A 26273-nucleotide genomic window follows, 5' to 3' on the forward strand; every position below is an offset into this window, starting at 1 on the left:
GCGCTAAGGGACCTGGTCCGTGCTGGCATTCGGTGGCCAGCGTTTCGTCTGCCCGCCATGGGCTTCCTGCCGGCCTCTCCTTCCGCGTCGGCGGACACGGCCAAAATCAATCCCGGCTGCGGCATCGCAAGCAGACCCGCCCGTGCCGCGATTACGCTGTGTGTGCCGGGTATCCTCCGATTATGCAGATCAAGGCGCGACAAAAGAGGCGTGCAACCGTGGACTTCGAACATTTACTTCTGCTGGCGATCATGAACTGGCAAATGTCGCTGGCGCTGATCCTGCTGGCGATTATGCCGGCCGGGCACCACATTGAAGTCCAGCTGAACAGGCGTTTTGACTTCAGCATGGTCAACCGCTGGTGCATGATCAGTACGCTGTTGCTGTTCATGGCACCGGGAGTGCTGTACCTCGTGTATGCAAGCCCGTGCCGCTCGATCGACACCCTGCCACTTGGGTGGATTGCTCTTGGCATTTTGGTGTTGGTCACCACAGCGCTGGCGTTCCATAACACCCGCAACACCAGCTGGAAGTGGGGATTACCATCTGCGCTGATACAAACAGCATTCCTGTCACTCTTCCTGATCATGGGCGCCGTGCTGCCTGTGACGGTGACGGCGTTGGGGCACATGGATAACGGCGGCCGCAACATCCCTTGCAATGCACTTGGCCATTAGTGAGCGTCGCCTCACCAGCGTCATTTCCAGAATTCTTGTATGTTGTGGAATAGGCACCGTATCGTGGGCCATTACCAAGGATGATCCCCCCGACACCGTAGCGGGACTCACACGAGCCAGAAACACTTTGAGTGAATGCAATTGAATGTTTTTGGTGAAACTGACCCAGCTATTGCACACGGAACATAAAAGCAGCACAATGTTTCTTTCATCTACAATAATAAAAAATGCATCATCTCGTTCCGTTGCAACTAAACGATGTGTTAGAAGATCTTTCAACGGCCCGGCTGTCGAGCTATGTGAACTTTTTTAACACTACATCAAACGAGGAACTTTACGGCCTTTATTGCTGGAATGATGCCGTATCGAGTCGATTCATGCGGTTAATCGGAATTGTGGAGATTATTCTACGAAATCGGTTTCACGTTGCTCTCAGCCAGGAGTATTGGAATCCAACCTTGTCGAAAGGAAGTCAGGATTCCAACGATTGGTTCTTGAAGCTATACAGGCCATACGCAAGCTACAGCCAGCAAAATGAAGGCGATAAGAGCATCAAGAAAAAACTTGGCCCTCCCCACAATCAAGCGACGCCAGCTAAAGTCATTTCTGGAATGACATATGGTTTCTGGCCCCGCGTGCTTGATGCTCAAGTAACCGTGACAGGTGCACCAGTGCCTTGGAATATTTTGATTCCGAAAATCGTACCTGGCCATCATCAGCGTGCGGCAACTTATTGGGGAGTACCTGCCCATCAGGATGCGCTATTTGCCCGGATAACTTTGGTCGGGGATCTGCGTAATCGTGTTGCTCATTTCGAACCGTTGTGGAAATTCAAGCCGGAGACTGAGGAAGCGCGGGAGCGGGGTGGAGTAAAGCCACGTGTCATTCAACCTGCCCCTACGACGGAACACGAAGTAATGGTCCGTATGAAGAAGTCCTATGACCGGACGACGCAGTTGCTGCGCTGGTTGTCGAAAAGCCGCGCAGAGGATTACATGCGTTCGGAGAATCATCAGGCGCTCACCTGGCTCATGAGCTTACCGGCTCTAGACCATTTCAAGTCATTGCCCCTGCACCGTGAGGTCCGACTTGGCAGCCTAGCAAGAAACTGGGATCTGAAAGCTCAGTTGCGTGCTGGCCGCTTCTTACTTGTCACCGACAAAGGCGAACGAGTTGGGCGCTACTACGCAGAACCATGCTAGAAAGACAAAGAGCCATCCTTTAGGGATGGCTCTTTGATTGATGCCGTTGCACTACAGACCCCGTTAAGTCGCTATTAACTGTCCCAGGTTGCGCCTGCAATGTCTACAGGGAGAAATATACCATAAATGGGTATTTTGTACCAGATTTGATTAAACTGTGACGCTATACAAAGTGACTTTGCTCCTAGGCGTATACCACATGTGGTCACAATCCTGGAGAACTCTGATGCTAGCAACACCCACTACCGACACCGCCAGATCCCTGCCGCAGAATACTTCAAGGTCTCATCGCACGCGCAGCGGCGACTCGCCCACACAGTCGTAAGACGTCCGCACCGCGCCGGTGACTTCGAACGCTAGCGGCACCGACAAATAGTAGTCGCCACCGTACGTGTCGAAATTCAGGCATTGGTCGGCCCACCGAGCGCGCAACGCATCGACCGTTCGCCGACTGACCGATATCACGCACTGCTTGTGCCGACTGGTCGAGCAAGAGCCTCGCGTGCGGCAAGCAGGATTCACCCGTCAGCAACAAGGTCAACCGAGCATCCTGCCATCGATCGGGCCGCCATCTTGCCCCTCCTCTACGACTACAACGTTCGCTATGCATGGGTTCGTATCGTTTTCATGGGGCCGAGATCCACTACCCGGTTACACCGAATGAACTCTACTATCGGTCATTGAAAGCCAGGTTGTCCGCGAGCCGCCACGACAATACATACGCGGATCGGGGCGTAAAATCTCGACGCAAAGATATAGAAAGAGGTCGGAAGTATCCAGGGTCACGTCAAACTGGCCCGCTATTAAAATATGGACCTGCGCTGTGTTGGCTATCATCGTCATCGGCTGGCGGTGGTGCGACTGGCGGGACCGGCTGGGCTCTAGCAAAGGAGCTGAACACGGCCGCCGACTCGCCAAAAATGGTCTGCAGCTTCTGAATGTGGTGCGGATACAGGGAGCTATTGTTCCTTAGCCAGCCAACGACCCGCTTAAGTTCCGCTGGCTTAAGAGCCGCGATCTCGTTCTGCGATACCCCGTAGAGCAGGATCAGCATGCCATTGCGCAGATCATCTGGACCACTAATCGCTCCATGAATCCGGCCAAAATTGGCCGCAGCGTCTTCCCCCTGCTGGCGGCCCAGCCACTCCAACAGGCTTCCATGGCCACTCACGGCCGGCGATCTCCCTGGAAGCTGCGTAGGTGGCGAACGCTTCACTTGTCGCAGCGTAGTCTCTGGCCACGTCTGCTCATCCCTCGGCCAGCAATAGTATTCCAAGGTGGCAGTTTCGTTGTACACATAGGCGATCGGCACGCCGAGTTCTTCGAACACTAGGTTGTCGGCGAACTGATTATCATCGAATTCCCGCAAAAGATTGGAATCGCAGTCACGCTCCTTGACTTCGAGCAGGAGCGCTTGGGCATCGTCGAGCAAGCCAACGATATCGCCGCAGTACTTACGCATCCCGGCGCCTTGCTGATTTGCGAATGGCGGAAACTGCCGCAGTTGAGGCCGGCCAGGGGCACTGCAGTAGGATTGCAGCGCTAAGGTAATCGCTGATTGAACCAGGTTCTCTTTGCCGGACTTCGCCATGCCGCAGTATCCTTCTTTTAAAATGATCACAGCATTCTAATCGGAAGTAGCAAAGCGGCTAGAAGGAGCTGGTCGTAAAGATCCTCCTGCACCGGTAAGCGGCGATGGGCGTGTCGCTATTCGAAGCGGTGGGCCCGTCTGAGCTGAGCGACCTGCGCAACGAAGCGAATTGCGTTTTGCATGGTTACTAAATGCAGCTGAGGGCCCTGACGGCGAAAGAACGTGGTGATATCTACCTCATGGTGGCCGGCCAGCCCCCACTTCGATTTGCTTTGCGCGACCAACGCTAACGCCAGACCAGGGAAATGCTCGCATTACTATTTCACGATCCTGTGCCGCTGTCTACGGCCGAGCAAGCCAGCGTGCTGCCCGAACAACTGCTGTCGCTAATGGAAACGAAATAAATCATTTATACTGTTATTGATAAGGGCAACTTTAACCGTCATTTTCACGTTCCTGTTCACGACTGTCCTCCTTCAGGTCTTCCATCTGGTCCTTGGTCAGCAGGCAGACCTCATCGTCCCAGTCCTGATGCACTGTCAGGCGATCCGCGGCATAGGCAACCCGGTGAACGCGGTGAAATGCCACGCTACCGTCCACATAGTCGACCGGGAACAGGTCTTCATCGGCGCTGCCATCCCAGCCAGGGAACACGACCAGATTAGTGCCGCCCTGATCCTGCACCGATTTAAACAGGATGCCATCGAGCTTCAGCGGGTGGACATGTGATAGATACTCCGCCATCGACTGGGTGATCAGATAGTCGTCTTCGTGACCTGGCACCACCGGTGCGGCGATCAGTCGGTGCAACGTGCACAAAAACTGGCGCGTCTCGCGGGCAGACTGCGGATCCGGATGCAGCAACTCACTCCAGCCGGCATCGAAGGCACGCTCCAGGCGCTCGAAGTCCAGTACCTGCAGTGGCCGGGCCAATGCCAGCTCGACGACAGCGACCGTGCCGCCGATGGCCGGCCGCAGCTCGGCGATCGCGGTCGTGGGCTTCATGGCGACATACAGCGCCACCACGCCTTCAGGGCTCATGCGCATCGATCGCGCCTTGGCGCGCGGCGGCGGCCCCACTTCGCGATACGGTGCGGCAAGAATCTCACCAGCCTGTCCAGGCTCGATGGCGCGCGCACGGTAGACGAGCATCCCCGGCGCCAGCGTACGGATCACGGGTTCCCGCGTCCGCAGGTTGACATTCCAAGTGCTGTACGTTTCTATATCGCTGAACAGGCCATCAAATAGCGCGTGCGCCGACGCGCTGAAGAACCGGCGCTTGTGCTTCAATTCGGCTGTGATCGAATGCCAATGGTCGAATAGAAGGTCCACCTTGACCCGGTGGCGTACCGCGCAATATTCACCGCCACCATCGAAAAACGCCTCTCCGCCATCGCGGAGATCATGATCATCGCGCTCGACGAGCGTCTCCACCAAGATGTCCAGGAATTCGACATCCTGAATGAGCAGTTCCCCTACGATGGTCTCCAACGAGTCGCCACGACCTCCTGGCTCCCACCCGACCGGCGCAAAGTTCTCCTGTATGACATCCGACAGTATGTCGGCCAGTCGATCCAGATCAAACACCTTGGGCCGCTGCTGGCGGCACAAGCTGCAGAGCAATTCCGTTCCATCACGCGCGATCAAATTTCGCAGATGGCGATTTTTCGCACAGTCGCTGCACATCGAAGGTGTCTCGTCCATGGACTATCCGATACCTGGGCCGGTTGCCTGACCTAGCCTTGCACCGGACTGCAGCGCCGCCACCGGCCGCGCGTTGACGCAGCCACTGTGGGCTTGCCTGTCGCCGGCGCTACGCCATCGGGCATCGCCGCCGCGCCGGCTGGAGGGCGCCGCTTCCAGGTGGCAGGCCACTCCGTCGTTGTTTAATCGTCCCTGGTATCTTTGCATCACGTCTCCCAAATGCCCCAAAGTGTGCGGGGCCGTCCATCGTGCTATCCCGGCGCGGCCGTGCAGGCTACAGTATAGCCAGTCTTCCATTTATTCAACCGATCGGCCGACCGAGCTGTCCACGACATATTTCGCACCGCATGCGGTGCCGCGCATTTTCTCTTTACGCAGCCAACCCACACACCGCCTCCCGGGCCTCCCCCATCGCGCACCACCGGCTCCGGCAGCCCAGGCTGTAGAGCTGCGGCTGAACAGGCGCTTTGGCTTCAGGCTGCTCAATCGCTGGAGCAAACCCAGCTCGCTGGTTTTAATGGCAGGACCGACGCTGCTATTTCTCGGCTATACGCGTACATGCCGCCCATTCGACACCCTGCCGCTCGGATGGCTGGCTCTCGGTGGCTTGGTGTCGGTCTCGGTTGCGCTGGCCTTCCACAACGTGCGGAGCTGCAGATGCTGATGACTCAGATAACGCGCATCGATCACGCCAGCCGCCCTTTTCCTTACAGGGGCACTGGCCATTTGTGACCGCCGGTGTGCACGCCTCAGGCCAGAGTAGCCGCGTGGATTACGTTGAGCACCGCACCGCCGGTCCCACTGTCGGTCCCGACTGCGGCAACGCAAGTAGATGCGCTTGTGCCCGGAGTACGCTAATCATGCCGGGTGTCCTCCGGCCAGCCCTCCAAACAACGACGACCGAGGCATGCAACCATGGACTTCCAGCATTTTCTCCTTTTTGCCATCATGTACTGACCAGTATCGCTGTCATTGCTCCTTCTGGCGCTCATGCCCGCCTGCTTCTATATGGAAGTCCAGCTCGTCGAACGCTTCAGCTTCAGCATGATCAATCACTGGAGCCGGATCAGTTTCTGGGTGCTACTGTTTGCGCCGGGGGTGCTATACCTTGCCTATACGACCAGATGCCGGTCCTTCGACAACCTGCCATTGGCTTGGCTGGCACTTGGCGCGCTGGCCACGGGCGCGGTCGCGCTGACGTACCGCAACCTAAGCTTCACCACTTGGGGGTGGGCAACGGCGGCAGCCCTGATCCAGACGTCCGTTCTGTCGCTTGTCCTGATGCTGGGTTCGATCCTGCCGCTGACGATGACTGCGCTGGGCGCTATGGATAACGGCGGCCGCCATTGGCCGTGCAACGGGACCATTCCTGTGGGCAGCGCCAGCGTACCGGCGCTGTCGGTATAGGCCGCGCCATCGCGTTGGACTGCCGGCCGCTCGATCAGCCGCCTTCACCTTTATCGATTGGATCAGGCAACATGCATCCGGCCGGCAGAGATCAGTAGGTGGTCCCATCCGTCAGCGCTTCTGGATGTTCCACCCCAATGCCCATCGCGTTGGCATGGGCTCTCCTGCGGTACTCGTAATCCAGCATGGGCGTACAGCGGTGCAGAGCAAGCAAGCACGCCAGGCCGAATTCATCTCTGCGGTTGGAATAGCGCATTTCGAGGCCCACGAGCAGAGGCGTTTGCGGCGCCTGCATCGCGATCCATCTGGCGCGATCCAGCAGCACCTCCTTCGCCAGGGTAAAGCAGCTTGGCGGCAACTCCCACGCGCCCAACTCAACGGGAGGGCGTGGCGGCGGGTTGTCGTACACGGGTGTAATCGTGATCCTCCCTTTCAAGGCTTCCTGCGACGCGCGCCCCGCCACGCAAACATCCACCAGATGATCCACATGCTGCAACAGCTGCGCCGGGCTGCGGTCATCCGTACTCCTGGCGGCGTAGGCATGCAGCAGCCTTCTGTAACCCAGCAGGCGTTCGAAGCTGAGTTCAGTCGCGACCAGGCCGAAGCGGTTCAGCGTGGCCTGGTAGTGGCGATGGCCGGCCAGCATGGCGAGAGTATCGAACACCACGACGCGCTGGTTCGACAGACTGCGCACGTCGCCACGCCACAGGGTTGTGGTCGCTCCGTAGTCATCCACGGAATAGACCTTGCATTGCTGTGTAAGGGCAACGAGAACGCGAGTACCGTCGACGCCAAAATGCCGACATAAACGCCGCAAGACGGCACTGCCTGATCCTGAGTTTCGCATAGGGCCCAACGGATCCATGTGCATGATGCCGATGACGCCAGGGCCCGGATCGTCAAATGGCATGTCGAGCCTGAATGTTGCCCTGTTCGCCCTGGTGACATCTTCGATAGTATCGCCCACGGAATAGCGCCGCGCCGGCTGCCGCCAACCGTTGCGCAGCACGTAGTAATAGCGAACCGTCGCGTGAACAACGCGTGCGACGGTCTCCCACTCCGTTCCGGAAGCGCGCACTACCACCTTCTCCATCATGACTAGGGCGGCATCGTGCGTAGCCACGTCATCCAACTCCATGACCAGCATGAGCGCGAGGCTGGCCAATTCATCGGGGGTCCCTGCTGCCGCCAAAATATCCTTCAGTAAGCCTGCCACCAACGACTGGAATTGCGGACGCTCACCGACTTGGCGAAACGGGGATGACGAGAACCGCAGATTTCCGACGATGCGCTGCGCCGTCAAGTATTCCAGCAAGTGTCCAGCTCCTGTCTGATTCAGACCCAGCTGGTACTGCAGCACTGGCACCGCACTGTAGGAGTCGGCGCCCGCACGGTACAGCTCAAGCAGCGACTCCCGCAGTTGCGCGCTACGCTGCCATATTTCAGGCGGCGGACTCACAGTCAGGTGACCATAGGCGGGAGCACGGCCATTACGCCACTGGGTCTCGATGTAGCTGGCTTCCGCCAGGGCCCCCCTACCGATCGCGTCACGGATGGCCACATCAAGCAGGCCCACAGAAGTCTTGTCGATGATCGGCAGGCTCAAGTCCGGATGTTCGTTGAACAGGTCCCAGAGCCGCGGATGCCTGACGATTATGCTGCAAAGCAGATCCCAGTCCCATACCTCCACTCTGAACTTGGCCCCAACCTCCGCCCGCAGCTCTTCCAACGTGGTCTGGAGGCCGGAATCGTTAGGCAGGTTGGTCGCCAGGACGAATAACTCGAAATGGTCGTACCCGTCTCCGCGGTCGACTAGAGCGACCACACGCTGCATGTCGTCCTTGACCTTGGCGATCACCTTCGAACTCAGCTTTTCCTTTACCGTGAACTTGCATTGGACGCCCACCATTTTGACCAGCCCACGCGTGGACGGAGAGCCAAAATCATGCACGAGGATATCGAGGCCGTGCTGATCCTGACCATGGCGCCCGAACTGGGCAGCACCGGGGCTGTTGTAGGCCACAGCGAAGACGTGCTGGCACAAGGCCTGGAACTTGTAGCCGTCCGATGGTCGGGGGATGTATGCAGCGGGGTTTGACGCGATATCCTTGCTCATTGATCGCCATTTGCCAGTTATTCAAATTCGAAAGTCTACCCGATCCCCTGGCCGCTGCCGCTCAAACTTGGGTACGTTGAGATGCACCATGGAATATTCACACGACATGGGCAAATTTGACGAGCGAGCCTTAGCCGCAGCTGCTGGGCGCCGCCTCTGGGAACTCGATGGCTAAGCTCTGCATAATCGAGACGAAGACTTCGAACCGATCAGATAAGAGACCAGCAGCCGTTTAGCGTCACCGGCTGCGGTACGGTTTTGGAAACGCCGTCAAGAACCCGCACGAACGGATGGCGTCGAGGCTACCGGGAATTGCATCGACGGCTGTGTGGGCACCTGTGCCGGCCCCGAAAACCGCCCCCCTCGTTCCGCCCCCGACCGGCAAGCTCTGCGCCGAACTTCAGGCTCCGTAATTTCAATTTCTATTGCTTCCTCGATAATTTCTGAAATGATTTCCTCGTTTCACACCTAAAAGCGGTATTAACTATTCAGTGATAATAAGCATTATCACGGAAGATATGACAGGTCGAGGGCGTACCGAGGCCGCAAGACGCTGGGATATTGGAACTTTGGGCTCATCGTTGGAAGCAAATGTGTGAGTCGCCCTGGACTGGACGCCGATCTGCGCCTTTTCTATGCTTACCGGACCCGTTCAGCGGGATTCCGTCCGCCCTAGATCTGTCCCATGTGTTTGATCATGGTGCCAGGCCAATCAGGGGGCGCGACCACGTGACGCTGGCATCTACTGACAGTGTCGGGCTATTCGACAAAGGCCCTACTCAAGGCGGAGCGCCCGCGCCCCTGCCTTGGGGCGTCGACGACGGCCAGTCGGGTAGTCCCCGGCCGACAGCGCTTTCCCACGTCTCATGCTTGATCAAGCGATCGGAAATCTGCGTGTTCAGCTGGTCGATTTGCGGTTTGAGATGGCCCCATCTTTTCCGCTCTTCAAACATCTCGCTGATCGACAAGGTCCCGATTTGTTCGCCTCGTCGATCGCTTGCAGCACGGGCCGCCCGCCAGAAGTGCCTGGCCAGGGACACTTCCTTGATTGTTGCCATAGGTAGGCAGTACGTCGTCGCAAGGTACTCGATGGCGGCCAGGCCAAAGCCTTGGCGGCGGTAGGGCTCATGAATGGTCACATCGAATATGTAGAGCCTATCGAAGAGAGGCGACACCGCATAAGTTACCCGCCCCACCGGCGTACGGTCAGATGAATAGATGGTCGCCTTGATATCGGGATTCGGTGAGGTGAACGATTGATGATGGTTCGTCGAGGTCTCGATTTCAATGGTCGGAAGCGGCTCGATGCGGATGCGTCCAGGTGCGGCTGGGGTAAAGCCCGATACGTCATCAACAGCAGTCGTATGCCGCGGCCTCGCCATGACGGACCTAAAGAATGACAACATCTTCAACATGCAACGATCCTACCTTTTTGAGTTGCTGCCCTAGCCACGACATATTCTCGATCGTGGAACTGGACGCGTGCTGCGATGAACAATTTATACGTCGACGAAATCAGCTGCCGGTGCTGAAACCTCGCTCTCGGCACCCAACATTTTTGGGCACGATATCGCCTGAACAAGCATATCAGCGACCATTTCTGATGTAAATAAGTGGCTCTTCGGCGGAGCTGCAGCAAATGAGCTAGGGCAATTGGCAAGTCGACGCGCGAGGACCGAGCATTCCGGCCGGCCCCGTGGCGTTTTCCACGCTAACTATTGCCGGCGCTCGACGTGCTGCTCTCCGGCGGCGGCGTCCATGTTTCCACGCTTTTGGGTTCGGGGAGCTTGCGCACCGCGAATTCGCCGATTGCACGCAAAACTCCATCGATCTGCGTCAGGCATGTGGAAATCAAATCGTCGGTCATATAGCATATCCACGGTTCGGAACCTTTCGTCGTCCAATAGAACCAGGTGGTCGGCCAGTTGGCGTTGGCGATCAGCGTGCTGAACTTCGCTCGCTCGGGGACCGGCCATTCGAATCCGAGATGGAGCATCTTGTTGCGGTATGCGAAGAGAGCGCCAAGGGTCTTCTCAAGGTCGGCCGGCAAGAACTCGGCCAGGCCGGTGGCGCAGGATAGCTGCATAATGCCGGCGGCTATGCCTTGGGACCGCTTTCCATTTTCCGTCCACGAGTACCGGCAGTCCCATCGGGAGGCAACATCCATCGTCCATCGGTGATGATCGGGCAAATGGTCGGTTTCATTGCCGTGGTAGCTATGCGCCACACTGAAGGCCTCGCAAAAAATCGTCTCGATGAACGGCGCAAGCATACCGATCGCGGACATGCTATGGGCGGCGTCGGCGAATACGGACGCATGCATCCTATCGCTCCAGTCGCCGCTCGCCCATCGGCTTTGCTCCTCGCTGAGATGCGGAATTTCAAGCTCGATTTGCCGGATCTCCTCGGCCTGACGCTTTTCATTTTTCTGGTGCCGTTCCAACAGCGATCTGATGGCCTGCAGCTGAGCATCATAGTCGACAAACGGCAACAGGATGGCGGCGTACTCTCGCGCCGGCATCGCTAAAGGTGTATGGAATATGGTCATGACGTGCGGCGGTTCTTCACGGGGTTGAAAAATCCACCAAAACGGGTGGAAAACTTGCAGCTCACGATTGTAGTCACAAACCAAGTATGCGGATAGCCGCTGATCGTCTATGTTCGTTGAAACAAATATTTCGCGTCACATACGTTTTAGCGGGACGCGCGCTTCGGAAAATCCGTTCACCGGCCAGATTTTTTAGTCAGCACGTTCGGCGATACTGAATGCCAAAGTTAGGGAGACCACTGCTGGCTCGGTAACCGTACCCGGCCTCGCCCTTCCCTGCGCGCTCCAGGAACGCAGCGGGGCCGCCACGCCTATTGCTGAACTGCCGCAAGCTCGCACATAATTATTGCAACTTGATAAACGGCAAACGTCCATGAGCGCAGACCAAGCATCTCCCCCTCCACATCCCGAACTGGGCGTCGCACTATTTGACGCGCTCGCGTTCCCTGGCCCGCGCAGCACACAGCCGTTGAAGCACAGCTGGCGGGTGTTGCGGGGAGCGGACCAGCTGGCTGCCGTCTACACCTCCAACGTCCCAAACTACCATGTGGCCGAGTTCGCGCTCAACCAGCATCTGCTCGCGCACGGCGATGCGGAAAGAGACGCCCTGCTCACCTGGCTGAACCAACAAAAGGCGAACGCTGGCGGGCGCTACGCCAAGCCGCACCAGCTCGGGAAGGCAGTGGACTGGTGCCGGCTCGGCTTCCCTACCCTGCCGTCCGCTCTCACCTTTTTGAATGAGCTACGCAGCAACCTGCTGCTCAGGCAGCCATCGGCCAGGTGGATCCCGTCGGGCGGCGCTCCCGCGGCCCCAAGTCTTATGGATGACAGCATGGCGCCTGACCCAGCGCTCGATAGCGATCACGGGATTGCCACCGTGAGGAATCGGACCAACGAGGAATACTAGCTCAGATGCATCCCCTTGTTGGTGGGCCACGTACTGCGGCAGGCCGACGGCGTGATGGCCCGCCTCACCTACGAAGATCTGGCGGCGCTTCTCGGACGCGTCAACAGGCATGGCGCGCCGGCCCCGCGCGGCTTGGGGGATATCCTGGAGCAAGCGATGAAACACATCGATCGCGCATGCGGCCCCGGATGGGTGCCATACCTGACCACCATCGTGGTCAATAAAGCGGGCCCAAACAGGGGGCTCCCTGGTGACGGCGTTCGCGAACGCTGGCCCGGCTATGACCTCCTGACAACTCTCGAGAAGCGGGACAAGGTAGCCTCCGAATATCAATCAGGAGATCCTGCAGTTCGGCAGCCAATGGCTCACCGTGCTGAACGAGCTTGGGCTGGCCCCTACCAACCTGCCCGGAATCGATCAGCGGCAGCGCGTCGGTGTCGCCGGTCGCGCCGGAGGTGAGTCAGCCGCCCCATAAGGCTCTCAAACAGTTCGTTCTGGACAACCCGGATCGTTTTGGCGCCGCGCGTGACGCGTCAGTCTGGCGCGCAACGACCGAGTATGCGCTACGCTCCGGTGACCAGATCGACGTGTTCTTCAAGTCCGACCGCTGCTGGATTGGCGTGGAAGTCAAATCGTCCATTTCGGACAGCACCCCGGATGACTATGAGCGGGGCATATACCAGGTCGTCAAATACCTGGCGTTGCTCACGGCCCAGGCGAAGATCGATCATCCGGCAGCACCACCATCGGTCGCTGTGGTGCTGGCCCTGGAGTCCACCCTGCCCTTCCAGCTGCATGCTACGGCCAGGGACCTTGGAGTGAGGGTGATCGAGGGTCTGGGTACCGCTCAAGGGTGACGCACATTCGCCGCCGCTCAACCCGGGGCGCGTTGGCGGCGATCGCTCGCTGTATTCGGTCGGTCGCACCGCCCATTTGCCGTTCGGCTAAGACGTCACTCTGCGGGGGTCGTCATTGTCCAAGCCTCCCATTCGGGATCGTCGAGGAAAGGCGCGGCCGTCGAAGGGACGGCTCCTGCGCCGGCCGACAGAAGCACGACCAGGCCCGTGCAGGTCCAAGCGAACCGCTTTTGCGTGGCCACGAATACCCCATAAACGACACGCGCTCAGGCACCACGATGTCCTCGCAAGTGCAACCTTTCGGATATCCGGCGCGGCCCATTTGAAGCTGCTGCCAGAACGCACGCCGCGATCCCCCGTCAGCTCTGCGACAATAGCGGGCAGACCAGGGCCGGCGCCATCTCCGAAAAGCTCCTCAAATGACGGAAAACTCTCACTAAGTCATTGATTTTAAAGGTGTGCGACTTGCACACTCAATTTCGAGTTGCCGACGTCTCAACGCATGTTCCCGAAAAATACAGGCAGGTATATGCCAGGACGCCATCCAAGCGCACCGCTGCATCGATGTGCAGCAAAGCCTAAGTTCCAGCTAAGTCATTGATTTTAAAGGTGTGCGAGTCGCACACCTCGCCCCCCTCCACTCTGGCGGCTACGTCAGTGCCAGCACAAACCTCCTACCAAATGTGTCAATGCCACCGAAGTGCGCGACTGGCAAACGCTGGAATAGAGGCTATCGCAGAAAATACGATGCCGACCATATCCACGTAAAAATGCGACTGCGACACTCGTCGCAACCATATGCGCGACCGCAATGCCCGACACTCGTTGCAATGACAGCTGATCAATACCCTTCCCTTTCGATGCCGGCTCAAGCGTCTACTTGCGTGGTGAGCTGCACCACGCCATGCCGGCCGACACTTGCCGAATGGCGCCCCCGATCGGAACGCACACCGGCACACCGCCCCGCCACAAGTGACATTTGTGCAAACCCTGCGCTCACCGCCAACCGCGCGCTCGATCATAGGTTCCTGGGTTGGCCCCCCCTGGGAAATCACGGCACAAGCGCAAAGTCTCCCAGTCAGCCCAACAAACAAATGCGAACGTCAGCACGCTCACCTGGCCCCCAGGGCGTGAAATCGCGCAGCCGGCTCGCCACCACCAGCCTGCAGTTCTCGACGACCGCCGCAAGGTTCGGCTGGAAGCCGATGTACCGCAGACGTCATCAAACCGCATACGCCTGCTGCGTGCTCCACCAAATACTTGCCCGTATAAGACGCACGCCAGGTAGTACTGCGAGTAACGGGAAGCGCACAGAAGCAGGGCTGCTCGGCCAGCCATACTGTCCCGCCATTCGACCACGCCACAAGCGCGGGCAAATTGGCCGCCGGTGAACGTGAACATCCTACATGGCCGACCAACTGCGGCGAGGGGAGGGCGCCGGCCCTTCAAGGTCGCCAGCTAGACGCCGATGAAGCGAATCACCTTGAGGTGCGGGCCAGGCGCTCCCCGCAAAAGCGACGGTGGACTGTAAGTTCCGAAACATCACGCGTTCGCCGCGGTTCGTCCACTTGGCGGCCACAACGCGAATGTGCAACGGAACAACCCGGCTTTCGGACAGTTCCTGGCGCGCGCTTCGGCTTCGAATCGCGGCAACAACGGTCGGGCCACGCCACTGGCCAGCGCCGGTGGGGAACCTTCCGGCACCGATCCCGCATCGATGAATCGTGCGGACCTGGCATAGTTGTAAATTATGTTATAAATGAAAATTACCGCGCCACACTATATCCGGAGCTTCCCTTGAACAGACCACTCGTTGTCATCGGCGACAAGACCAGCCACGGCGGCACCGTCATCAGCGCCGATCTCACTTTCGCCATCTACGGCAAGGCTACGGCACGGGTGGGCGACATGACCGTATGCCCCAAGTGCAAGGGCACTTTCGCCATTACGTCAGGGGCGAGCGACCTGCTGGACGGCTATGGCAAGGGCTACACACGCCACATGGACACCACCGCTTGCGGAGCGAAACTGATCTCGAGCCAGGTGACCACACTTTGGTCGGACGAGTCCTCGCTGGGCGATCCTGCCGCCGAACATGCCGCTGAAGCGATCACGGCCACACCCCTGATCGCGGCCGCCACATCGTCGGGCATCTGCCTGGACTGCCTGCTCAAGGCCGCACACGCCGGCAGCCCCGTCGTCATCAGGGAGTAACCATGCTCGACGTCCAAACCAGGTTGCAACAGCTAAGGGATGGCATGCCAGAACTGCGACTCTATGCGCTGGTCGATGGCGCCTAGTACCAGACACGGAGCGAACGACGCCTGCACAACGGCAGCGGCCTGTTCCCAGTATTCGCCGACACGCCGCATGCCGCGCTCAGCCATGCAGGCCCTTGGTTGGTAGACTCGGAAACGGTGGCGCCGTCGTTGGTATCCGAGTTGTACGCGCTCGAACGGGAACTGCCCGCTGTGTCCTGGTTGTTTTCTTCACAGAACCTGGACGGCCTTGGGCAACTACTACAACTCAAACTCGACGTCACGTTACCCGACGGCCGCAGCGCCTTGTTGCGCTTCTGGGATCCGCGGGTCCTGGTCAACCTCGCACAAACCCTCGACAATGGACAGCGCGAAGACTTTTTCGGCTACATCCACGAATGGTACCTGCTGCATGACGGGAAGCGCGTCTGGATCGGGAGGCAAAATGCTCACACTCAGTGAGGCGCAGTGGCAAGCCCTGCAACTAGGCGAAGCACATCAGTTTCTCACCATGGTCGCCGATCACTTCCTAGCCAGCCGACCCGACATGCTCGCTCTGCCAGGCCGTGAGGCTGTACGTGCCCGCATGAAGATCGCCCATGATTTCGCCGCACGCCTCGGCTTCACCAGCGCGCCGCACATCATCAGGCTGATGTATCTCGGCGCGGACGCACCGACGGCCTTCGACGATCCGGCGTTTGCGCGATACCTGCTGAAGCCAGGTGCGACGCCGGAACAACGGCTCGATGACCTCGACGCAATCATGCGCCACAAACTCAAAGGAAACCGCTGATGGCAACAATTGTCGCCTCCGTTGCTGAAGTTGTAATTTTACGTATCCTGGCCGCCTTGGGAGTAGGGCTCGCAACAGGGGCTGCCGGAGAAGCCGCGCTGGAAGCCGCACGCAAACGGCAGCAAGAGGCCGACAAGGCGAAAGCCGCACCGATCGCCCGCGCGGATCCCGTCACGAAGGCCCGGGAGAAATGCAAAGACTGTCCACCCGACCGCGGCGCTCTCATGCCGGTGAACCACAGCATGTCGGACAACTCGCGGGAATATCAAGCCCGTATAACCGGGTTCCCGCCAGGCATGGAATGGAAGTTCGCCGGCAAAGACTTTGACGGCTTTAAATCTGCCCTCTGTCTGCTGCAGGAGGCGAAGGCGGCGTGCGATCAGTTCTTCGGCAAAAACGGCAAGTTCCGGTACCCATTTCAAGAAAGCATCTTCCTCAAAATGGGAGAGCAGGCCGAGACGCAGGCGTTGATCGTCAGAAGCAACGCGCCCGCGACCTTGACGTATTACTTTCAAACACCACTCGCATACTCTTACATGAAAACCCAATTGCTTGTGTTGGGTATTACCCTACTCTACGCTCCATAATTTCCATGCCAAAAATTAATTCTCTTTTCAAGCGCGGCGCCAACAATACCTCGATGGCATTCCGACCCAACATCGACCGACTAGCCGACGTGATCCAGTACCTACGTAACACCGAAGCGTTCGGGCCAGAGTGGTTTCTGATGGGCGACACCGAACAGGACTCCTATCTCTATCCCGCCTTCGATGCCGCCGGTCACCTGACACCCGCGGCCGAAGCTGTCCTGGAAACCCGGTTCAAAGGGAAGAAATCCCGCTATCTTGGGGTTTGGAACGGCAAGCTGGAGGAAGGGGAGGGCGCCAGTATGGTTTTCAAGTTCCGGGAAAGCGACTGGCCCGCCTCCAGCCTTGAAATCGACCACCAGGACGGCGTCACACGCCTTGGATTCGATCAGGTTAAAGAATTACTCAGTATCATCGCCGTCGAACTGCGGCCCATGGTCATCACCGTCGCGCGCAACCAATATTCCGACAAACAAGTGTTTCGGGACAGGCCAGGCGCTGGCTGGATGCTGTATTTGCCGCACGTTTTGACCTCAAGCCAGGTGCTGGAGGCGCGAGAGCTCCAGCCCGTGATGGCGAAGCAAGAAAACGGGAAAGCGTTCCAAATCGGCACCATCGTCGTGACCGTCAACTCAGAGCCGTTCTCAGATGAAAATCCTGAACACGTCAAGATTGCCAATGCCATCGAAATCCGCTTGGTCGACCAGGACCTTTTACCCCGATACGCGGACCTCTAATAAAGGGCAACGCGCAAAAGCAGCGGCAAACGCTGGCCGAACCGTTGATCGATACAACACCCAAGTCGCCGCCTTCCGTACTGCGCAACTTGGGTACCCGATAGACCACCATACACTGAACACGCCGCGCATCCGGCGCCTCCCAGCTTGCCTTCATGGCGAACGCCAAACGCCAACGCGAACATTCCACTCTCCTGCCAACGTCCGGACCGCCATTTAGCGACCCGTTGCAATTTCCCTGCCACGCTAAATCAAACGTCCGCAGTTTCCTTACGTGTTTGCTACGCAAACAAACCCAGCTGCGCTGGGACGTACGGCTGCTTCGAAGGTCAACCCCATCAAAATCAACCAGAACCCCGGACTACGATAGACTGCAAGGGCAACACACCCGCCAAAACATCCTGAGCTTCGACGTCACAAAACAAAGAAGGAAGGCCAGCAACGGCAAGAAAGGGAGCGGAACACCCAAGAACGTCTGCCGCAGATACCTGATAGGCAGCATCCTTAACATCGCCAGGGTCCTTCGGGGTCGTCTCTACGCTGCTGCGAACGGCCTCGATGATTTCCTTGTAGGCGGCCACGGTTTGTCGACTCAGCCCGGCCAGTAGGCCGATCGCGGCCTGCGTCATGCGCTCGCCGGCGGCCTGCAGCTGCCGGCAGGCGTCGCGGATACGTTCGCCGGTCGCGGCCTGACGCCGCTCGTGCGTGCGGACCGCGGCCAGACGCTGCTTCTCCGGCAGAGGCAGGTCGGGGTCGAGTTGCATGGCGCCCCGATGACAGCTCGCATTGCCGTTGTAGTGCGCCCATGTCCACCTCCCGATCGACTTGACCGTGCTTCGCAGCGAGGATTGCGGTAGGTTGGCCGAATGGCCGCGGCTGGTGAAATCGTTGTTTTTTTCGGCGGCTAGTTCGAGGTCGCGCACGAACTGCTCGTAGCTGCCTGCGTCGCGGTAGCGGTTGACAATGGAATAGGCGTAGTAACGTAGCTGGTCGAACAGCTGACAGTGGCGCGAATGTGCGTTGTCTTTACGCTCTTTGCGGGCGACCCACGGAGTAGGGCGTTCCAGGTCGACGAAACCGGCCAGCTCTCCCAGTTCGTAGACATGGTTGTGCAGTTCGCGGGTGTCCCACCAAGGGTGACCAGGGGTCTTGGACACGGGGCCGCTGTGATAGTCTTTGTCCGCTTCCAGCAGCAGCGCCATCGCCTTGTAGACCGCCTTCAGGTACTCGATAGGCTTGGAACGGGCCGCATCGCTGGTACATACCGGGGTGATGAAATAATACAAGTGGCATGTGCCGCTGTTGCGGTCCAACACGGACAGATTGGGCGGTGGCAAGCCAACCTTTTCCCATATAAGGTAATATGAATGGTCGAGGTCGAACACGAGCGACGTTACCATGGTGGAACGGTTCACCTGCATGTAGGGGAACCGCACCGCATATTCGCGCGGCCGCACGATGCCGGCGGTCTTGTTGTAGCTGCAGCGCGTCTTGTACGGCGCCTCCAGCAGCACCCGGTTCAACGCCGTGCCTGGCTGAAACAGCCTAGGATTGGTGAAGGGGATGTCCTGCTGATCGGCCAGCCCAGGTGAGCCGGCGGCCGGTATATCCTGGACTAAAACTGCGGGCGTAGGGACGAGCTGGTACTCGACCGAAGCATGTGCGCGCATGCGGTCTCCATTGATGCCGGTACAAAAGGCGTAAAAACTCCTTGCGCCGACGGGGACACCGCACTAGAATCACGATTGATGAAGTTCGTAATTGTTGTTTTGGTATACGCCAGAGCATCAGCACGAGGCCCGGTTCCCGCCGGGCCTTTTGCTTTTCAGAGCTGCTGTAGTGTTCTATCTGGTTTAATTCAGATCATTTGCTAGCCTTTCAACGCTGTATCGAGTTCGCACAATCCGGGTACGTACTCCCGGCGTTTTATTCTTTAAGTACCAATAATTTCCGCAATGTCGACAGCGCGGCGGAAGCCTGAGCCTCCGAAGCGAATTCCAGCACAAGCTTGACGCCATCCCTGCTTAGGGCCGCCGGTGCTATCTGCACCTCGGCAGCGACGTTGGAGCCGACCACAACTGCTTGACCCGCAATGCGGTTCGCCCTTGGCCCTGGCGTTCCAGCCGACGTGGGCCGCCGCTTACCCACCAGACCACGCACCAGCGCGCGCGCTTTTGCCACCGCCTGATCCTGGTTCACCTCGCCGGCGATCAGCGCTTCGATCGCAGCGACAACTTCATTGGCATGGTCATTCGCAGCCAGCTTGGCCAACTCACTGGCGGCGCTGCGTCCCAGTTTGGAGGGATGGTTCTTCAACAGGTTCAGCGCCAGCGCCGGCAGTTGATCAAACACCATCAGATGGTTGATTGTGGAGCGCGGAACGCCGGAATCCTCGGCAAGCATCGTGATGGTCATGTCGCTGCTGGAGTCCAGCATCGCCTTGAACCCCTGGTATTTCGCGAAGTCCGGCAGAGAGCTGTGCATCAGGTTGGCGTAGAAAGCCTGCTTGTCGCCATCGCCCTGTTCCGAATAATCGAAGACCGCCTGGATGGTCGGCCGTTCCAGCTCGCCATAGATATCGATCCGGTTGTGACCGGAGATCGTGTCGAAGCGGCCGTTGGCTTTTGGCGTCAGCGTCACTGGGGTCACCAGCTTGTTCTTGACAAGGTTGGCTTTTAAGGCGGCGTGCTCTTCGACTGTCAACTGGCGCTGACGCCCAGGAACCTTGTCGATCAGCTCCAGTCGCACCGGCACACCCTGGCCCGCTGTGCGCGCCAGTTCGTCAAGCTGTTCCTTGTACAACTCCACCTGCCGACTGTGCTCGGCCTGCTCCTGAACCCGCACGGCCTCCAGTTGCGCCACGCGCTGACTGAGCGCAGCAGCCTGCTCAACATTTTCGCCGGCGGCCTGGCTGGCCACCAGTGCAGCGGATAACTCGCTTTCCAGCGCATTGATGCGGGCCTGGTATTTTTCCGCCTCCAGGCGGAAAGCCCCCAGTTGCCCAGGCATGGTGACCAAGCGGGAGCTCGATGTTGCTGCCGCCGGGGTCTGAGCAGCCAGTGTGGCCGCACCCTGCTCGAGGTTGGAGGTCGCCCCCATCAAACGGTCTGCCAGGCGATTACGCCGTGGTACTTTGTCGCTACTCATTTGGCCAGCTCCTGCTCACGATGCGCCCAGCAGTTTTGAACTTCCACTTCGATCTCCGCCACCACGGCATCAAACGCTTCCAGCGCCCGGTCGTAGGTGCGCTGGCTGCCGTCATAGCTTTCCAGGTCGTAAATTGTCTTGAACTCGGCGTAGGCGTTCTTCACCAGGTCGGTATCCGGCACTTCGGCAGTGCCCAGAATCTCCGGATAGGTTTGCTTAATCCAGGATTTCACAGCATCCGTCATCGAGACTGATGACTTGACCTTGGACAGCAGGATCTTGATGAATTCGAACTTCTTCTCCACGCTCTTGCCGTCGCGCATGGACTTAAACAGTTCGGAGAATTGCCGGAAGAACTGGGTGCTCGACGCGTAGTCCAGGGTCTCCGGAGGCAACGGAATGATCATGCCATCGGACGCCATGAAGCTGGCCAATGCCAGGTAGGACAAGGTAGGAGGGGTGTCGATAATGATCACATCGTACTTTTCGCGCAACTTCGGCAGGGCCACATCCAGCACCTCCCAGAAGCGGAAGCTCGGATCGCCGGCCTGTTTGTTGGGCAAATAGTAGTCGGCGCCGAACAGGTCGGGCGAGGAGGGGATCAGGTCGATGCCGTCCCAGTAACTCGGCTTGGCTGCGTACATCAAATCGGTTTCGTCGCCGTACACCACCGGCATGACGGTCATGTCCTCGAGGACTTCAGCATCCGGTACCCAGCCCATCAGCGTCGTGCTGGATGCCTGTGGATCCAGGTCGACCAAGCAAACGCTATAGCCGAGCAAAGAGAGGCCCTGCGCCACTGCAACCGTCACGGTAGTCTTGCCAACGCCGCCCTTGAAGTTACCGCAGGCAAGCACCATGCCCAGCACCCCCATGGGGCGCGGCTTGAACTTGCCGACCTGTTGTACAATATCCCGCGCCTCCGCAAGGGTGAACATCCGCTTGCGGCCGTTGCCTTTGGTCTGTCCCGGCTTGATGATGCCTTTGCTGCACAGGTGATTGAGCTGGGTACGCTCCATGCCGCATAGCTGCGCCAGCCGGCTGCCGGAAATCATTGGCGCAGACTTTGTCGGCTGGGGTTTGATCAGATCCTGCCGCAGCTGCGCCAGCGTAGCCTCGGCGCGGTCGGCAATGCGAATCAAGCCGTCGACATCGACGATGTTACGAGCTGGCAATATACGGGAGACGGACATTCGGTTACCTCAAATGCGGTTAGTTTTTCGCGTAATTGCCGCTTTTTCTAAAATTTCCAATAAAGCGATCACGGCAACAGCGAGCGGATAATACCGTTTACTTCGCGCGCCGTACATAGATTTTTACGCTTTACAAGCACAAAATTTCTATCTCGTCTGTTTCTTGGGGTAAACTTATGGGAATTTAGATCATACGGCCGTTTTCCACAGGCTCTTTGCTCTACCGCAAACATTGCCGCGAAGAAGTGGCCTCTAGTGCTGTGTTGACGTTCCCGCTTTTTGATTCATTTGGCCTGATCTAGCGTTTAGCAGGCAAATTGGCGGCATCCCGGGCGCAGCGAGGCACCGGACGACAGTCCGTAGCCGCCGACGGCCGGTTGAGGTGCGTGCTGTGCGACCTGGTCGTGCGCGCCGGGTTAGAGTGGACGCGCCGGTGACTACAACATTGGTGGCGGCGCCAGCGAGGAAACTCGAATGGACCACCAAAGCGGGGACATAAGGACGTCGACGAGGCTGCTGAACTGGAACTGGCGAAGAATGCATCGGCGCGCATCCAAATATTCCACCTGCAGCGCTACATCGCCAACGCCACTGGCCAGCCCTTGCGCCATGACGCTGAACTGGCGGCACTCGAAGTTGCTCGGGCTTTCAGGTCCGCGACGTACCATGCGGGCTTCGGCTTGCCTGCATCTGTTCAGGCAAGCCGAAGCGCCCAAGCCAAGTCTATCCAGCGCGGCGGTGCTCGACTTTCATCGTCCGGTTTGAGAATCGTCGATCCGCCTCGCCTCCGGTGTTCGACGGTGACTGCCGCCGATCTGGCGCTTTGCACGGCAACGCTCCGACCCGCATTATGTGCGGGCTTCGAGGAGCGGGAATCAGCACGACATGGGCAACCGAAGGGATGAGGATCCGCTCAGGACAGCAGGATAGCGAACCTGCGGTTAAGCAAATTCCACAGACAATACGTTGACTTTTACAGTGAGGTTGGCTACCCGGTTCGGATCATCGACATAGTTGTGGAATGCCTCGTAATTGATTTCCGGGGCCTGCGGCGTGGTACAGGTGGAAAAAAGCTCGCGATCGTCGGTGTCGACGACTTCCGACCGCGGGTCGGAATACTGGACTGGGTCAAATAACAAGTTGACCGCAATCCACTATCCACGATCGTGTCCCAGCGAGTGATGTATGAATCTGGCGCTGAGTTTGACGCCTGTTGAGCAATGATGAGATGGCCATCGTGATTCATGGGTAGGTTGGGGTTACCAGACCTTAACCATCCAGAGGAAATCACGATGACCACGCCCACTTACTATGGCAGTGACGGAGCTCGCCGCAAAGGGAGCCGATGCCGATTTCATCAAACAAACGTTTTAATTAGCCTTGCAGCGGCTCAGGGAGATGGATGTCGAGGTGCTTTGCAAGGCCGCCTATGGCGAACGCAGCGAGGAACGCACCAACAGCCGCAACGGCTATCGAGACCGCGCCTGGGAAGCCCGCGCCGGCACTGTCGATCTCAAAATCCCCAAGCTGCGCAGCAGCAGCTATTTCCCCCGTTTTCTTGAACCGCGCCGCACAGCAGAGAAGGCGCTGACGGCGGTCATCCAAGAAGCCTACATTCAGGGTATATCTACGCGCTCGGTCGACGAACTGGTTAAGGCCATGGGTATGAGCGGCGCCTCCAAAAATCGGATATCCCGTCTGTGTGAGGAGATCGACTTACGCGTCAACGAATTCCTGAACCGGCCACTCGAAGGCAACTGGCCTTATCTCTGGATCGCCGCGACATACGTCAAAATCCGTCAGACAGGAGGATCGTGTCCGTGGCTGTAATAATCGCCGTGGCAGTCAACACCGACGGCGTGCGGAAAATCTTGCGCACGGCCACCGGAACCTCGGAAACCGAGCCGTTCTTGAGCGAGTTCTTGTGCGGACTGACGCGACGCGGGCCGCGCGGCGTGAAGCTGGTCATTTCAGATGCAAGGCCGCCGTCGCCAAGCTCATCAACGCGAGCTTGCAGCGCTGGTAGCCTTGATCACACGATTTTCGCCGAGTAGACGGCGGAGGCGACCAGCGTCCAATGGCGAAGTGTCACCGACCAGCTACGCGCCAAATTGCCCAAGCTGGCCGACATGATGGACGCGGCCGAGCACGACGTGCTCGCTTACATGATGTTCAGGCCCCGTGTCGGCGTAGCAACACCTGCGAGGCCCTTGGAATCAGCCAGCGCACATATCAGCGTTGATTGCTGGGGATGATGACAGTCTTGCGATAGGCGCAAAGGCAATCGGCGCACGGCACCAGTGAACAAGCTGAGCGAAAATGAACGCCAGCAGACTCTGCAGGTTGCCAATAACGCCGAATTTGCCAGTAACCCGCCGAGCCAGATTGCGCCAACGCTGGCAGACCGTGGCCAATACCTGGCGTCGGAATCGACCGTCTACCGCATCTTAAAGGCCGAGAAACAGCATCACCGCGGGCGTGCAAAGAAGCCCAGCACCATGGTCATAACCAGCCACTACGCGGCCGAAGCCAGCCGTTTGTGAGCATGGGATATCACTTGGTTGCCGGCAGGCGTGAAGGTATCCGCCCTACACGATTCGAACGTGTGACCTACGGCTTAGAAGGCCGTTGCTCTATCCAACTGAGCTAAGGGCGGACTGATATGTTGCTTAAGGATGTGCTACAGGCTGATAGGTAACAGCGTTCGCCCAATAGTTCGATTGTGTCGCACGCCGACGGCGCGCATCCCACCGGGTTTTCGCTTTGTAGAGAGGGAGGGAGTCCGTGCATCCTGGCCTGCCGCAGTCCTGCAAAATCCACTACCGGCCGTCGGCAAAAGAACGGCGAAGTAGCCTAAGATTGCAGATGACTGTGTGTACTCGGCAGGTCAGGTCACGTAAATAAAAGGTTCTACGAGAAATTTACATCTGCTCAACCACGAAATGTATCATTCAACATGGTCAGTCTTTCGACTATGTTGAACGGCTTACGTAGCAGACTGTTTCCATTGGATCCGCAGGGCTAACAGTATGGTGTTGGCACGTTTTTCTTGCGGCATTTTTTGCAGGTTGGCGATTGCTCTTGGACCAACCCCCATAATATCTGCAAGGGATCTCATGGCGAAATAGCAGCGACTCTCCTCAGCGTGTGTGCTGCCCCCTTTCAGGTGGTGAGCCAGCATCGTGGCTACGACGTATATTTGGTCCGCCTCATCGCAGGGATTCCCATCGGCCTTCCAGTTTGGAAGCATCGCTTCCAATTTCGCACATGGCGTTTTCGAGTAGGACGCCATTTTTTTCTGGTCTTGGAGGCGGTCTTGGACGCTGGCTGCACGGGCACGATAGCGACTCACGGCCGATACGATCAAGCCGGCTGCAACTAAGCCGACTAAACCCAAACCGCCCGTACTTACAGTCAAGACGCTGCCCCCGAATACCGCGAGTCCCCAGCAGACGGACACTGCGCAGACATATCCCACTGTTGCAACTGTTTGTCGTACTGCACGTTTGGCTGCCATTTCTTTTGCCACCGCCACTGTAGATCTGTGCATGTTGAACAACCTCGCGTAGAGCACTGTCATTTTTGCGTTATCAAAGCGATCTCCTTCGGCATTCGGGGCTGGCTTGGATGACGGTTCTGATGCCGCTTGCAGTGCGCGTTGGACGTTTTCTGGGGGGAGCTGCACTTTTTGTGGTTGTTTGCTGGCAGCTTGCAGTTCTTCCTCGGGTGAGGGCACCGTACTCGCCCGGCGGGAGGTAATGGGCTGGGACTGCGCGTGCGTCTGGTCCCCCGACTGGATTATGGCAGTAACCGGGGTACTCACCAGACTGGCGGAACGTGGATCAACCTGCGTATGCAGATTGACGGCGGAGGGGGACATCGGCACCTGTGTTGGTAGGGCGCTCGATCTCGTCGCCGTGTCCGTCATGCTCACTTTCTCATCAGAGGTCTTGGTGACTCGGGGCTGCGGGCAGGGGGGGGCAGCGGCGTTTGAACGGCGTCGCAGTCCGAACCCGTTTGCATTGAATTGGTCGATGAGTGCGCGTACTCGGGATGGTTGTCCGGATGACGGAGTATTGGGTGCGGCGGTGCTGGACAAACAGTTGGGGACTGCACTGGTGTGCATGCGCGAATTTGCTGTAGGTTGCATAGTCTTAGTATGAGTATGGTTAATAATGGCATGGTCTTAATAATCTAGCCGTGCCTAGCGCTTAGTCACTGCCTGGTATGTTTAGTTCCTTTGCCTGCTATTTTATTGACGTCTGCATGAGCGTCACGGGCTTAGCGTAGTCCTGCCTGGCGCCTATCTCTGAGCCGCCTGCGCCTGCAGTGAACAAAGCCTCGTCGCTGGTTACAAATAGGTGTCTCAGCAATTGTTATTCTGCTGGCCGTCGCCGTTGTTGCGTCTCACGCAAGCCGCCAGGGTTGTGTTAGCGCAGATTGGGTCAGCACCTGAAGGGCCTGTAGCTCAGTGGTCAGTAGCAGTCGACTCATAATCGATTGGTCGCAGGTTCAAATCCTGCCAGGCCCACCATCGTATATTGCTTGC

General features: G+C 58.2%; 20 protein-coding genes, 2 tRNA genes and 1 pseudogene. 13 read left to right on the plus strand and 10 right to left on the minus strand.

Annotated features, from left to right (window positions below; genetic code table 11):
• The first annotated feature begins 218 nt into the window (after window positions 1–218).
• A complete protein-coding gene (locus GEV02_RS21165) occupies window positions 219–677 on the plus strand; it encodes a hypothetical protein (RefSeq protein ID WP_152839961.1) in 459 nt (152 codons plus the stop codon).
• 227 nt (window positions 678–904) lie between these two features.
• Complete coding sequence (locus GEV02_RS21170) at window positions 905–1879, plus strand: Abi family protein (RefSeq protein ID WP_152839962.1); 975 nt, start codon at window positions 905–907, stop codon at window positions 1877–1879.
• A gap of 787 nt (window positions 1880–2666) precedes the next feature.
• Here GEV02_RS21170 and GEV02_RS21175 read toward each other — a convergent pair.
• Window positions 2667–3470, minus strand: a complete 804-nt coding sequence (locus tag GEV02_RS21175; RefSeq protein ID WP_152839963.1) for a hypothetical protein — start codon at window positions 3468–3470, stop codon at window positions 2667–2669.
• Window positions 3471–3905: 435 nt separating this feature from the next.
• Entirely contained in the window at window positions 3906–5174 is a 1269-nt protein-coding gene (locus GEV02_RS21180) for an RES domain-containing protein (RefSeq protein ID WP_152839964.1), read from the minus strand.
• 990 nt (window positions 5175–6164) lie between these two features.
• On the opposite strand from GEV02_RS21180, the gene GEV02_RS21185 reads away from it, so the two are divergent.
• Window positions 6165–6581, plus strand: a complete 417-nt coding sequence (locus GEV02_RS21185; protein ID WP_152839965.1) for a hypothetical protein — start codon at window positions 6165–6167, stop codon at window positions 6579–6581.
• Between the two features lie 91 nt (window positions 6582–6672).
• Here GEV02_RS21185 and GEV02_RS32990 read toward each other — a convergent pair whose 3' ends face one another.
• The 3 genes from GEV02_RS32990 to GEV02_RS21200 all read right to left on the minus strand — a co-directional run bounded on the left by GEV02_RS32990 (window position 6673) and on the right by GEV02_RS21200 (window position 11245).
• Window positions 6673–8697, minus strand: a complete 2025-nt coding sequence (locus tag GEV02_RS32990) for a hypothetical protein (protein WP_174999237.1) — start codon at window positions 8695–8697, stop codon at window positions 6673–6675.
• Between the two features lie 779 nt (window positions 8698–9476).
• Window positions 9477–10112, minus strand: coding sequence for a GNAT family N-acetyltransferase (locus GEV02_RS21195; protein ID WP_152839966.1), 636 nt, complete (start codon window positions 10110–10112; stop codon window positions 9477–9479).
• Between the two features lie 296 nt (window positions 10113–10408).
• Window positions 10409–11245: a hypothetical protein gene (locus GEV02_RS21200; protein WP_152839967.1), complete on the minus strand. Its 837-nt coding sequence runs from the start codon at window positions 11243–11245 to the stop codon at window positions 10409–10411.
• Between the two features lie 373 nt (window positions 11246–11618).
• On the opposite strand from GEV02_RS21200, the gene GEV02_RS21205 reads away from it, so the two are divergent.
• The 7 genes from GEV02_RS21205 to GEV02_RS21235 all read left to right on the plus strand — a co-directional run bounded on the left by GEV02_RS21205 (window position 11619) and on the right by GEV02_RS21235 (window position 17384).
• Window positions 11619–12152 carry a hypothetical protein gene (locus GEV02_RS21205; protein ID WP_152839968.1) on the plus strand — a complete coding sequence of 178 codons (534 nt, stop codon included), beginning with the start codon at window positions 11619–11621 and terminating at the stop codon, window positions 12150–12152.
• Window positions 12153–12535: 383 nt separating this feature from the next.
• Window positions 12536–13009 carry a hypothetical protein gene (locus GEV02_RS21210; RefSeq protein WP_152839969.1) on the plus strand — a complete coding sequence of 158 codons (474 nt, stop codon included), beginning with the start codon at window positions 12536–12538 and terminating at the stop codon, window positions 13007–13009.
• 1797 nt (window positions 13010–14806) lie between these two features.
• Window positions 14807–15223, plus strand: coding sequence for a PAAR domain-containing protein (locus GEV02_RS21215; RefSeq protein ID WP_152839970.1), 417 nt, complete (start codon window positions 14807–14809; stop codon window positions 15221–15223).
• Between the two features lie 128 nt (window positions 15224–15351).
• Window positions 15352–15729, plus strand: coding sequence for a DUF4123 domain-containing protein (locus GEV02_RS33400; RefSeq protein ID WP_268878655.1), 378 nt, complete (start codon window positions 15352–15354; stop codon window positions 15727–15729).
• The gene (locus GEV02_RS21225) at window positions 15713–16060 is read left to right on the plus strand and encodes a hypothetical protein (RefSeq protein ID WP_152839971.1); all 348 of its coding nucleotides are present in this window, start codon (window positions 15713–15715) and stop codon (window positions 16058–16060) included. Before GEV02_RS33400 ends, GEV02_RS21225 begins: the two co-directional genes overlap by 17 nt.
• Entirely contained in the window at window positions 16060–16647 is a 588-nt protein-coding gene (locus tag GEV02_RS21230; RefSeq protein WP_152839972.1) for a Tox-REase-5 domain-containing protein, read from the plus strand. Before GEV02_RS21225 ends, GEV02_RS21230 begins: the two co-directional genes overlap by 1 nt.
• 5 nt (window positions 16648–16652) lie before the next feature.
• Entirely contained in the window at window positions 16653–17384 is a 732-nt protein-coding gene (locus tag GEV02_RS21235) for an Imm52 family immunity protein (protein WP_152839973.1), read from the plus strand.
• A gap of 344 nt (window positions 17385–17728) precedes the next feature.
• Here the strand turns inward: GEV02_RS21235 and GEV02_RS21240 are convergent, their stop codons facing one another.
• The 3 genes from GEV02_RS21240 to GEV02_RS21250 all read right to left on the minus strand — a co-directional run bounded on the left by GEV02_RS21240 (window position 17729) and on the right by GEV02_RS21250 (window position 21724).
• Window positions 17729–19054 (minus strand): replication initiation protein, encoded by a 1326-nt coding sequence (locus tag GEV02_RS21240; RefSeq protein WP_152839974.1) that lies wholly within the window; start codon window positions 19052–19054, stop codon window positions 17729–17731.
• 256 nt (window positions 19055–19310) lie between these two features.
• The gene (locus GEV02_RS21245; RefSeq protein ID WP_152839975.1) at window positions 19311–20531 is read right to left on the minus strand and encodes a ParB N-terminal domain-containing protein; all 1221 of its coding nucleotides are present in this window, start codon (window positions 20529–20531) and stop codon (window positions 19311–19313) included.
• Window positions 20528–21724, minus strand: coding sequence for an AAA family ATPase (locus tag GEV02_RS21250; protein ID WP_152839976.1), 1197 nt, complete (start codon window positions 21722–21724; stop codon window positions 20528–20530). Before GEV02_RS21250 ends, GEV02_RS21245 begins: the two co-directional genes overlap by 4 nt.
• A 1292-nt stretch (window positions 21725–23016) precedes the next feature.
• Here GEV02_RS21250 and GEV02_RS33405 point away from each other — a divergent pair.
• Together GEV02_RS33405 and GEV02_RS21265 are read left to right on the plus strand one after the other, a co-directional pair.
• Window positions 23017–23898: pseudogene (locus GEV02_RS33405) on the plus strand (IS256 family transposase); the annotation flags it as partial.
• A gap of 126 nt (window positions 23899–24024) precedes the next feature.
• Window positions 24025–24267 carry a helix-turn-helix domain-containing protein gene (locus GEV02_RS21265; RefSeq protein WP_152839978.1) on the plus strand — a complete coding sequence of 81 codons (243 nt, stop codon included), beginning with the start codon at window positions 24025–24027 and terminating at the stop codon, window positions 24265–24267.
• A 39-nt stretch (window positions 24268–24306) separates the two neighbouring features.
• On the opposite strand, the gene GEV02_RS21270 is transcribed toward GEV02_RS21265, so the two are convergent.
• Together GEV02_RS21270 and GEV02_RS21275 are read right to left on the minus strand one after the other, a co-directional pair.
• Window positions 24307–24380, minus strand: a tRNA-Arg gene (locus GEV02_RS21270).
• Window positions 24381–24710: 330 nt separating this feature from the next.
• On the minus strand, window positions 24711–25460 hold the full coding sequence (locus GEV02_RS21275; protein ID WP_152839979.1) for a hypothetical protein: 750 nt from the start codon (window positions 25458–25460) through the stop codon (window positions 24711–24713).
• Between the two features lie 721 nt (window positions 25461–26181).
• Between GEV02_RS21275 and GEV02_RS21280 the strand changes: the two genes are divergently transcribed.
• Window positions 26182–26258: transfer RNA gene (locus tag GEV02_RS21280), tRNA-Ile, on the plus strand.
• The last annotated feature ends 15 nt before the right edge of the window (window positions 26259–26273 follow it).

Source organism: Rugamonas aquatica, from assembly GCF_009380215.1.
GTDB classification, from domain to species: Bacteria; Pseudomonadota; Gammaproteobacteria; order Burkholderiales; family Burkholderiaceae_D; genus Rugamonas; species Rugamonas aquatica_B.